The 10,915-nt window shown below is 57.7% G+C and carries 7 protein-coding genes; 3 read left to right on the forward strand and 4 right to left on the reverse strand.

What is annotated here, in order from left to right:
• Positions 1–18: 18 nt before the first annotated feature.
• The 3 genes from AC2FEB_RS07480 (at position 19) to AC2FEB_RS07490 (ending at position 5,664) form a co-directional block, all read left to right on the forward strand.
• Entirely contained in the window at positions 19–690 is a 672-nt protein-coding gene (locus AC2FEB_RS07480) for a GntR family transcriptional regulator (protein ID WP_117869473.1), read from the forward strand.
• A 253-nt stretch (positions 691–943) separates the two neighbouring features.
• A complete protein-coding gene (locus tag AC2FEB_RS07485; protein WP_117869474.1) occupies positions 944–1,336 on the forward strand; it encodes a hypothetical protein in 393 nt (130 codons plus the stop codon).
• 98 nt (positions 1,337–1,434) lie between these two features.
• Entirely contained in the window at positions 1,435–5,664 is a 4,230-nt protein-coding gene (locus AC2FEB_RS07490) for a thiopeptide-type bacteriocin biosynthesis protein (RefSeq protein ID WP_496883934.1), read from the forward strand.
• 168 nt (positions 5,665–5,832) lie between these two features.
• Here AC2FEB_RS07490 and AC2FEB_RS07495 read toward each other — a convergent pair whose 3' ends face one another.
• The 4 genes from AC2FEB_RS07495 to AC2FEB_RS07510 are packed head-to-tail and all read right to left on the reverse strand — an operon-like array spanning position 5,833 to position 10,907.
• Complete coding sequence (locus AC2FEB_RS07495; RefSeq protein WP_496674836.1) at positions 5,833–8,055, reverse strand: geranylgeranyl reductase family protein; 2,223 nt, start codon at positions 8,053–8,055, stop codon at positions 5,833–5,835.
• Between the two features lies 1 nt (position 8,056).
• The gene (locus AC2FEB_RS07500) at positions 8,057–9,031 is read right to left on the reverse strand and encodes a polyprenyl synthetase family protein (protein WP_496674834.1); all 975 of its coding nucleotides are present in this window, start codon (positions 9,029–9,031) and stop codon (positions 8,057–8,059) included.
• A complete protein-coding gene (locus tag AC2FEB_RS07505) occupies positions 9,024–9,479 on the reverse strand; it encodes a hypothetical protein (protein WP_496674832.1) in 456 nt (151 codons plus the stop codon). The genes AC2FEB_RS07500 and AC2FEB_RS07505 overlap by 8 nt, the downstream gene beginning before the upstream one ends.
• 30 nt (positions 9,480–9,509) lie before the next feature.
• Entirely contained in the window at positions 9,510–10,907 is a 1,398-nt protein-coding gene (locus tag AC2FEB_RS07510; RefSeq protein ID WP_162896794.1) for a S8 family serine peptidase, read from the reverse strand.
• Positions 10,908–10,915 lie beyond the last annotated feature (8 nt).

Consider the following 10,915-nt stretch of genomic DNA (forward strand, 5'->3'; position numbering starts at 1 on the left):
CGGAAAGAGAGGCTCCGAGTGGCTCTGAAACAGATAAAGACACAGCGTAGACGGCTGGCGGACGAGGTTTATGATCAACTGGTCGAAGCCATAATGAGCCGCGAAATATCTACAGAAGATCGATTGGTTCAGGAGAAACTGGCAGCAGAGCTGAATATCAGCCGCACCCCGGTTCGCGAGGCTCTGATGCGGCTGGAAACCGAAGGGGTTCTGGAAGTCGCCGCAAGCGGTGGATTCCGGCTCGCACGCATGGATCAAACCGAAGTCCGGCAACTGTATCAGGCCCGCGCTGCAATCGAAGGTCAGGCTGCGCGGATTCTCGCGGCCCATGCGGAACCCACGGTTCTGGACGGTCTGCGCGAATTGATTCGGCGCGAAGAAAACCTGACCAACCCTACGACACGCGACTATTTCATTGCCAACCGACGCATTCACCGCGCCTTTATGGTCGAAGCGGGAAACAAGTTCCTGCTGGACATGTTTGACATGATCTGGGGCAAGGCCATGGCCTTTCACCTGTTTTCCGCAATTGAAAATGTCGACATCTCAAAATCCCTCGGTGATCATCAGGCGCTTGTCGACGCGATTGAAACCGGAGACGTGACAGAAGCATTGGAAACCTTCACTGCCCATATTCAGGCCGGGTTCGATTTGCAGATCGAGGGGCTGAAAGAAGCGGACAACGGGTGATGCACAAAACCGTTGGCAAGATTGACCGTGCCGGTTCGCCTGCCTGACACCAGCTCATGGTCGCTGAAAGTACCATTGGGACAACTGTGCGTTGCTCTGCCTGCTCCATGACAAAATGCTCGTTTTCGTATATTATTGAAATCTCTCATCACAAAGACTCTCCGATTCCATCGGAGTTGATATTTGAACGACACGTTTTTCCACAGGCGGTCCCAAGTCGACTATTCGACCACCTCAGATTCTGGAGAGAGAAATGAGTGCTGACGAAAACGACAATCGCAAAGAACCCGATTACACCGAAAGCGAAAAGACAGATCCGGAATGCCGGTCTGTCGATGACAGGCTTACCGCGATCGAGCAACGTCTCGACCAGTTGATGCGCGTCATGGAACCCGGCCCGGAAGACAGGCTGGAAACCGTCGAACACCGCGTAGACGCGCTTTTGACATCCATCGAATCCTTGGGCGAACTGGGGGATCATTATTCTGGCTTCAATCCTACCTCCACCGGTCCTGCCTTCGGCTTCGTCGACGCCGGCAGCGTTGGCGGTCCGACGCGCCGAACGTTCAGTTGGGCGAAGAATTGTTGCGCAAATTGGTGCAGTATCCGTGCAAGCAGCAAAGGATGCCATCCGAACGCCTGCTGAATGATGAATCCCGTTTGGCGGGGAAACTGTCATAGTCAATGTCTATTTCATCAACGAGGATTGATGCGGCCATACGGTCTATTGCAGGGTCGCTCGTTGTGGCTCCGATCAGAACTGATGCAATCGGGCTGGGAAGCGCTGTCGCCGGAGAGGCGCTGGCATTGCTGGCGGCAGACAGGTTTCTGGATGACGATCGGGTGCGATACGCTGCGTCACGTCGCCTTTCTACCATCTGGGTTCGCGACCGAGAACTGCGCGGAGCCCCTGTTTCACTGTTCGATGGCCGAGCCGGTCTTGGGTTGCTCGCCTGTCATACCTTGGACGCCAATCCGAACGATCCTGAAGCGCAACTGGCGCTCGACCGTGCCCTGCGTTCGGTTGCGCAACGCCTTCTCGAAGCTCCGTGGATGGGACATTTCGATCACGTTTCGGGGCTTGCAGGCATATCCGTATTTCTTTGCGAACCGAAATCCCAAACGGCCCGTCTTGGGGGGAAGACGCTGTGTTTGCGTTTGGCAGAGGAGCTTTGGAGGCACTCGGCCCGAACAGAGCGGGGATTGGCGTGGACAGAACCCTTTTCCTCTCCGGAAGACGAGGCTGGTTCCCAGAAGACAACGCGTTACCTCGTCAATATGGGATTGGCCCACGGTTCACCCGGTGCCGTTCTGGCTCTGGCCCGTTTGGGTCGGCGGCACGCGTTCACGCCACGACACATCGAAGACCTCAAAGACGCGGTCCTGTTCCTTCTTTCGCATCGGGGCGCGTTTTCGGACAGCGGTCTGTCATCCTGCTTCCCCTGCATGTCAGCGCTCAGCCACGCGTGGGAAGTACCGTCACGTTTTGCGTGGTGTTACGGCGATCTTGGGATCATCTATACCGCACTCGCGGCGGCCGCGCTGATTGGGATGGAAGACGAAATACACGACATCACATCACGGGTTCTGACATCTTGCGTTGCCAGACCTCTCAGCGAGACGGGCATCAATGACGGAGGGCTATGTCATGGCGATGCCGGAATTGTGGTGATGGCCCTCGCTATTCGGTCTCTCAATCCCGAAGCAGACGTCGATTCCCTGATCGAAAAGCACGCCGAACGGCTTCTGAGCCTCGTGGAACGCGAATTGAGCCCGGACGGGCTTCCCGCGATCGGCGCAGGCTGGAAAACGTTTCAATCGACGGACCTTCTGACCGGTTCGAGTGGCGTTTTGCTAGCATTGCTTGCCTTAAGCGACGCAGATTATCTCAGCTACCTGAAGTTCATGGGGCTGGATGTCGAGGAGCCTAATCATTGTCATTCTCAACCGAAACTGCCCAGCTCTCGTCCCTTTCTCGGAATTCGTGTTTGTTTGCGTTCGCCGCAGCATGATCTTAGCGGAGTAACTAAAAGCACCGGAAAAAAGGATCTGGAAAAGCGTGCTTCAGAGTTACTTCACGATCAGGCCTTTGCCTTGTCGTTATTCATTGCGCGACCCGGTTTCTTCTCGATGGTCATGCGCGAATTCGAAAAAGACGAACGCCTCTCACCTGCAGTTCTCGGCACCTTGTTTCGGTTTATTTACAGAATGTGTTTTCGCCCAACGCCGTTCGGTGCATTCGCAGCAGTGGGCGCGGCAATACCTGTTGCAGGCAAGGACATCGTCACCGTGGCAGACCACCATCTGGACATAGATCTGGACTGTGGATTTTTGGCACATATTGCCGCCGGAACCGCCGAGACGCAAAGCACGAGGGTGCGATGCAATCCATCGGCCTGGTGGGAACAGGACGTTCTGCACTGGATAACCAACGGTGATCTCGACGGGCCCTGGAACCACGAACAGATCATTGCAGCGGCGGATTCCGATCTGGCAGAGTTCATCTTTGACGTCGATTCTGTCACGGTTTCCGATCTGGAAACGGCCCTCAAGGATCGCCCTTTCAAATCTGCTGTGACGATCTCGGATCTCTGTCGGTCCGAGGCTCTGATACCACAGAGAGATCCAATACTTCTGGGACATAACGCAACCGCCAGAACGCTGAAGCGGCTGGAAAGGGATATGACCGCCCCACAAAAGAGAGGCTTGGCGGAGATCGGGACTGCTCTTGATGCCGCACGTGAAAACACTTCAATGATCGCGTTAAAGCAACTGGGGCGAACAGCGGGCTCTCTTGCGCCGGGTTGGACGGGTGATTTTCTTCATGTCGATGCGCATTGCGTCGGCACGTTGGAAACACCACTGCGCGCGGAGCAAGCGCTGGCCAGCGCATGGAACATATTGGAAAATATTGGCTTTCGCGTGCCGAAGCCGAACCGTTTTCTGGAATTTGAACGGCGGTTCCTCGACCGGTACGGCGACCGCGCTGTATTGCTCGGCCAGGCCGTGGACGCCGAAAGCGGGCTTGCATATCTCGGCATGCCGCTGCGATTGGATTTCGTTACAGGTACGGGATCGTCAAGTGATGCCCCCAGGCACAAACATCAGGATTTTCCGCTGGAAACCGATTGGGAGGCGCGCGAATGGGGGCTTTCCGCGCAGGATATCGAGATCCTGCATGCCCACAACACAGGTCAGGCCCCTCTCGCCATCCAGGATGGCGTTCTTTTGGGCAAGGTAGGGCGCAGTTCCGGGCACAAGCCAGTCTGGACAGCTTATCCCGAGGGAATTTTTCCGGGCGGGCCAAAGGCGATTTTCGGCCGTTTCTCAAGACGAAATCAGTTGATCGCAGACGCGTTGATGCAACACAGCCCCACGCGTGAAAAGGATTCGACAATTGTCGAAGCAGACATCCTGTGTGCCACCGACCCCCGGTCATCCAACATCCTGCGACGCGCCAGCCTTTCCCGGTATGTAATCGAAATTCTGGGCGACAGCGGTTTGCCGCCGGAAAGGAGGATACCGCTTCACGATCTGTGGATCCGTCACGATGGCAGTCGGTTCCGACTGTTCTGGGGCAGCCAAAGCGTCGAGGTCAGTCCACAGCTGCATGCTGCCCACCAAAGCCCTCCCGGGGCTCCGGCGGTCTATCTTCTGCTCATCGACATCGCGATGCACATGAGGCAACCGACGGTGATCTGGTCATGGCAATCGCAAAGCAATCGAAACCGGTTGCCCAGGGTCTCAGCTGGAAATGTGATCCTTGCTCCGGAGCGGTGGCGGCTTTGTGTTCCGACAGAGGTGATCAGATCGGGCAAAGAGGAAAGCTGGCTGGAAACAACGCGGCAAAAACTGGAGCTGCCGCGATACATAGTCCCCACAGATGAGGCCAGTGACATGGCCACGCCATGGAATCTGGACAACCCCTTTTCCACTGCGAACCTGATCAAGACGTTGAAAAAAAGGCCGCTTTCGATCTGCGAGTACCTTCCAACGCCAGAGGATTGGTGGATCGACTCACCGCATGGTCGATTGGCCTCTGAACTGGTTTTTGCCCCTGCAAAGCCAGTTGATACACCCTATGTCGAATACGATGCCAACCCGGCCGCATGGCAACCGCTGGGGCACGGCGCTGACGAGGCCGGATCATGGTTGTATCTGCGGCTTTTCGGGGATGCCATGAAGCTGGAACAGTTCCTGAAACTGCAATCTAACAGGTTGGCGCTGTGGCAGAAACGCAACCTTATCGAGAATTGGTTCTTCGTTAGATACGCAGACCCAGAGCTTGAACTGCGCCTCCGCCTCAAGTTCCCAAGCGACCATGACAGAGTTCTGAGGAACCGGGTGCTTGTTCACTTGCAGAAAACAGCCGGAGGATTGGTAGACAGGTTTCTTGTTGATGAGTACCTGCCTGAAATGGCGCGATACGGCGGAGAACTGGGGCTCGGCGCCTGCGAGAGAATATTCGGCGCCGACTCGATCGCTGCGCTTCACGTGCTCAACGATCCAGAGATCAGTCGATCCCGGCGATGGATGGCATCAGTCGCTAGTATCGATGCCCTGTTTGAAGATCTCGAACTCCCAACAGGGGTTCGGCTGGCGATCTCAGAGCGGTGCTCGGAAAACTACGGCGGCGGCCCGGCGTCGTGCCGAACGGCACGTCGGGCCACGGGTAAGGAATGGAAGAGTGCCTGCGTTGTGCTGAATGAACTGGGTGTGGGAAAGGGCATTCATTCGCGACCATCTCGCTGGAATGCACGTGCAGCCAGGTTTCATCCGGATCTCAGATGCCTCCAACGAGAAGAACAGGATGGCCGGCTGGGAAGCAGTTTGGCCGACATTCTGGGAAGCCTCGCTCATATGTCCGTCAACCGGATCCTCCACTGGGGAACTGCCGCAGAAGAGGCGGTTATCCACGAAGCGCTTTGTCGACATTATCGAACCAAATTGAACCACGGCTGGATATCGTCCTAGGCGGCATGCTCATGGCAGCAGAATGGAACCTGAACCGTCCTTCCGAAGCATGCGCTGCCTACAAATACCACCTGCCCCCGAATGAAGCACCCGGCGCACGGGTCAAGGAAACGTGGATCACTGCGCTTTTGACTGGCAGCGGGACACCTCGGAACCTGGATCACACCTTCACAGCACGCGGCGTTTTGGGACCTGTCGGCTTACCGCATAACCTGCGAGCGCCGAAAGCGATTTTGCCACGCCGCCCTGTGGCAAGAAGCTTAGTGCCTCTATTGCCTGATCGCGGTATTTTTCAGGTAATTGCTGCCTCTTGATATGGCGCGTGGTCTGGGAAATCTCTGCCAAAAACCGCGCGGGGTCGCGGTGACTGATGAAAGCACGGGCTGCCGCGCCCCCTTTTTGCCCCTGGGCCGCCTTGAGAAAGGGCACGCTGAATAGGCCGCTGGAAAGGTCTGACGCAAATGGTGTGCTGCCCGAAGGGCGGTTCAGGGCAAGTTCATCCTCGGTCAACAGGTAAGCCAGACCAAGGTTCCCGCCATAGTCGCGGAGGGCGTTCAAAAGATCGTTTTTTTCTGCAAGCATCGCGCCGAGTTCGCAGGGCAGCCTGAAGAATGCAGCCATACACTGCCGCATTTGCGCGATGCGCACTTCGACCGTCAGATCCGGTTGCCATGCGGTACGAAGCTCGGACACTCGGCCTTCACACGCCGAGGCCATGGCACTCAGAATTGCTGGAACCAGATCCGGGCAGTCCCGTGCGCCGACTTCGTGTGCTTTCGCCAACAAGTAGTCGCCTGTGAGTATCCCAAGCTTGTCGCCCCAGTTGGCTGTAGCGTCGGCTGTTACAGCGGCAGCCTCGATTCCTCGTATGCCGCTTTGGGCAAGAAATCCAAGATACGCAAGCTCCAGTGCCGTAGCCGCGGCCCGACGTCTTTTTGCCTCAACATCACCCAGATAGGACGTCAGCAAAAGCAACAGCGAAGGTCGGAACGCAACCATGTCAGCCCGCTTGCCCGCGAAGGACATGCGCGTCAGAAACGGCCAATCTGTGCGCACGATGCGATTGAGGCGCGCACCGACATCACGCAGGTCGTCACCCAGCGGCATCTCAGGCACACGCACAAGTGGCGATACGTCGTCCAACATGGCGCTTTCCACATCATTGCCTGTGCCTTCAGGTACCAAGACGGCACGGCGCAGCATGTTGTGGACCGGCTTTTCGCTTTCGAACGTATCGTCCAGCACGCGCCAAATGAATTCGTATCGGCGGCTTGCGCGGTTCCCGAGCGTGAAGTACCCGGCAAAGCGATCACCCAGCAGAAGCGCATAATCATCCGCCGCCACCCAGGGGCCTGCCCCTGTGCGGAGGCACCGATCAGTGGTTTGAGCCGCAAGCGCACCGGATTCCAGCGCAAAGCTGATTCCTTCGCCTGTAAAGGGGCTGATAAGACCTGCGGCGTCACCAACCAGCAACAGACCCGAATTGGCGGCACGTTCTGGTGCGAAATCGAACCTCAGCGGTGCCCCCAAGGTCGTGCCGGACAACTGAATGCCCGAGTACTCTGGATAATCCTTTCGGAGCACGTCCAGAAATTGATCGAAAAGTGTCCTGACATTGGTGTCAAACGCCCGACAGAACAGTCCGACACCGACATTTGCAGTTCCCTTCCCCGTTGGGAACGCCCAGCCATAGGACGGCAACAGGTACCGGTCCGTAACATCAGTCAACGGCAGCATTATTTCGAGCAGTGGCGGAGTGTCACCGCAGCCGTCGACATAGCCGCGAAGTGCCGTGCCATAGCCCTGTTCGGGTGTTTCCCGCAATCCCGCTGCTTTCGCCAATCGAGACGCGGCCCCGTCTGCGGCGATGACCATGTACCCGGTCAGAACCACTGTCGTGCCATCTTGCATGTACGCGCTGACGCCTGTGACAGTCCCGCTTTCATCCGTCACCAGATCGTCGGCGCGGCATTTCGGCATGAAAGCCGCACCTTCCGCACGGGCCTGACGCAAAAGACAGTCATCCAGTATCAAACGAGGCACAACCAGCCCGTAGTCGTCTTCGCCCTCGTATCGAAAATCCCGGTGGCCTCTGTTGCGCATATGGACGCGCACACCTTCGACCTCCTGTTGATCGGTAAGCGCGGACAGAATGCCGAGGCGTTTCAACTGAGAGATGCCGGACCGGGTGATGCCGTCTCCACAGCTTTTGTCCCGAGGGAAATCCTCACGGTCGATCAGAATGACCTTTCGACCTCTTCGCGCCAGTTCGATGGCGGCGGCGCTGCCGCCGGGCCCCGCACCGACAATGATGGCGTCCCATGTCTCGGCCGCGGCCTCCGAAGGTGTCGCAAGCGGCAGATCGTCCGCAAGAGGACCGTGACCGTCCATGTCAGGCCCTCCTTTCGACAGAGAGCCGGGCGAGGTTTGCCAGCGAGTCGCGCAGCACATGATCTTCAAGCCCCGAGATGACCTGTACGGCTGCCTCGGATTTGTCCCGCGCCAGCTTTTCGGTAGCTTCGACCGCGCCCGAATTGCGAATGATCTCGACAACACGCGAAATGTCCGCATCTTGCATGTCGGCCAGCCTCAAACTGGCCCGCAATTCATCGGCGGCCTGACCGTTCTGGCCCAGGCACAGGAGCACCGGCATCGTATAGGCGCCTTCGCGCAGATCAGAGGTGGACCCTTTCCCAAGCTCCGCGCTGCTTGCAATGTAGTCCAGAACATCGTCACGAAGCTGAAACGCAAGGCCGAGGCACTTTGAATACGTGATCAGTGAATCTCGATCCTGATCACTTACGTCAGCCAGCATCGCCCCCAGCGATGCTGCGAGGACAAACAGTTCGGCCGTCTTGCCCTCAAGCATTTCAAGATGCTCTTCAATGGTCCAATCGGCGTTGTAGGCGTTTTCTGCTTCGCGCAACTGCCCAAGACACAGCGCGGCACAGTGTTTACCGGCCAGCTCAGAGGCTTTGGGGCTGACGGAATCCAACAAGGTGATTGCACGGGCCAGAATAAACGTTCCGGCGAAGCTGGCGATGGGCGAAGACCAGCGACGATTCACGCTTTCCGCTCCACGCCGAAGTTCGGCCCGGTCCATGACGTCGTCATGATAGAGCGACGCCACATGGATCATTTCAACGGCCGCCGCCGCCTGAACTGCGCGTTTGCGTCCTTCTTTGTCGGTGAGGCTTCGCGCAGTAAGCAGCAGAAGAATTGGTCGCAACCGTTTTCCGCCGGCCCCGATAAGCCAGTGTGCAATCTCTTCGAACCCAGGCTGGTCCGAGGCGACGGCATCCAACATTGATGCTTCAACTTGGGGTATCGTGGCCCGGACCTGTTCGTCTTGCAACCAGTCAGACATCCGCAATCTTGCGGAACTGCGCCAGCGTCTTCTGCAAACGCTTCGACCTGAGCGCCGCTTCGGAGTTCCTGATGAAACTGTCGTAGCCCTCGTGCAATGCTGCGGACTCGGCGCGAACAACAATCTCACCACGGTGGAAGGCGTCCATTACGGTCATCCGGCCTTCGGAAATAGCTACAAGAGCTTCCGGTGAGATCGCGCCGACGCCCCGGCCCTTCCCTTTGCGCTTTGGGTTCGGGTTGATATGAACTTCGCCGCTCATGACCGAGACCTCGACCGACCCCATACCAAAAACACCGACCGTTGCACTGGCCCCCTCGTACTGCTTGACCAGTTCAGCATATTCCTTCTTGGCGTCCGCCTTGAAACCCGCCAAAGCATCTTCGGCCAGTTTTTCAACTGCCTTTGCACCCTCTTCCGGCTGCATCCGCTGTTCATAGTCTGCCACGTTCGTATCCTCCGTTCCAAATTTTCCAAATCAGACCGAGCCGACAGCTGCTCGAGCGTCCACACGCCCGGCACCTTGCTGCGTGGTCGGCGCGCCAATGTCGACGGCGGTAGCCATGAGTACTGCCTTGATGTCAGCTGGCAGCAGTGTCGGGTTTTGTTGCAGCATCAGTGCCGCGACCCCGGCGACATGAGGACATGCCATGGAGGTGCCGCTGGCTTCTAGATGAAGCGGATCGATTACAGTCGCGCCGCCATTCATGTCATTGCCGGTCGCCGATCGCGACGCAACGATATCCACGCCAGGGGCGGTGACATCCGGTTTGTCGCGCCCATCCGGCGTTGGTCCGGGACTGGAGAAGCCGGCCATGTTGTCACTGTCATCGCTTGCGCCGACGGTAATCACGGTCCGCGCAATACCCGGACAGCGAATACGCGTGTCATAGGTGCCGCAACTGTCATTGCCCTCGTTGCCTGCGGCCACCACGAAGGTCACGCCGGCTGTCGAAGCCGCGTCCGCGGCGACACATAAAACGCATGTTCCGTCTGGATCGACCCAATTCCCGTTTCTATGGGTGAAGCCCCAGGAGTTTGAAAGTACATCCATTCCGTCCGCGACGGCCTGCTGGATTGCCGACACGCAGTTGGGGGCGTTCCCACTGCCGAATTGGTTCAAAAGCTTGTAATCGTGAATGACCGCCCCTGTAGCGACGCCCCGGAAGGTCGCGCCATTGCTGGCAACAACGCCCGCGCAATGGGTCCCGTGCCCGTTCAGGTCGCCCAACCCCTCGCCGGTAAAATCCTGTTGTGTGCCGAAGTTCGCAGCAAGCTCAGGGTGTGTCTGGTCCACGCCGGTGTCCAGAACTGCGACGTCCACTTCGGCACCGGTGATCCCGCTGGCTTCAACGGCATCGGCATTGATAAGCGGACGGCTGTTATCCAGATCAATCAGGATTTGATTCTTGCAATGAGCCACCTTCAGAACATCGGCGCGCCCGGCAATGTCAGTCAGGCGCTGGTCATCGGCCCAGACCACCAAGCTGTGGTTCAGCCAAAAGGTCTGCTCGACCTCGATTTCACGCTCGCCAAAGCTCTTGGCAATCTGTCCCACCACGTCTTCGCCATGGCGGCGGTGTTGCATGATCAAACGACGACGCTGACGCCTGTCGAACGCGCGTGGTGCACGATCAGGTGATGTCCTGCCGCTGCGCAGCAAGACCAGCACACGATGCCGGGGAAGCTGGGCCGTTTCTGTATGGCCAAGCAAAGCGTTCAGGTGCGCTTCCTTTCTGTTGGCCAAGAGGTCTCGCAGAACAATGCTGTCCATTTTGGAGATGGACTCGCTGCCAAACTCGGCACGAAGCTTCTCGATTTCGCGACGTTCCGCTCTCTCGAAGCGATCAACGTGATCCTGGCTTAACTCGGACATTTTGTGCT

It is taken from the genome of Ruegeria sp. YTSC106, assembly GCF_059609765.1.

What these genes read in the sequence shown, in the direction of transcription:
- AC2FEB_RS07485 (WP_117869474.1), top strand. Translation starts at nt 944, where the DNA reads ATGAGTGCTGACGAAAACGACAATCGCAAAGAACCCGATTACACCGAA.
- AC2FEB_RS07495 (WP_496674836.1), bottom strand. Translation starts at nt 8,055, where the DNA reads ATGGACGGTCACGGTCCTCTTGCGGACGATCTGCCGCTTGCGACACCT.
- AC2FEB_RS07500 (WP_496674834.1), bottom strand. Translation starts at nt 9,031, where the DNA reads ATGTCTGACTGGTTGCAAGACGAACAGGTCCGGGCCACGATACCCCAA.
- AC2FEB_RS07510 (WP_162896794.1), bottom strand. Translation starts at nt 10,907, where the DNA reads ATGTCCGAGTTAAGCCAGGATCACGTTGATCGCTTCGAGAGAGCGGAA.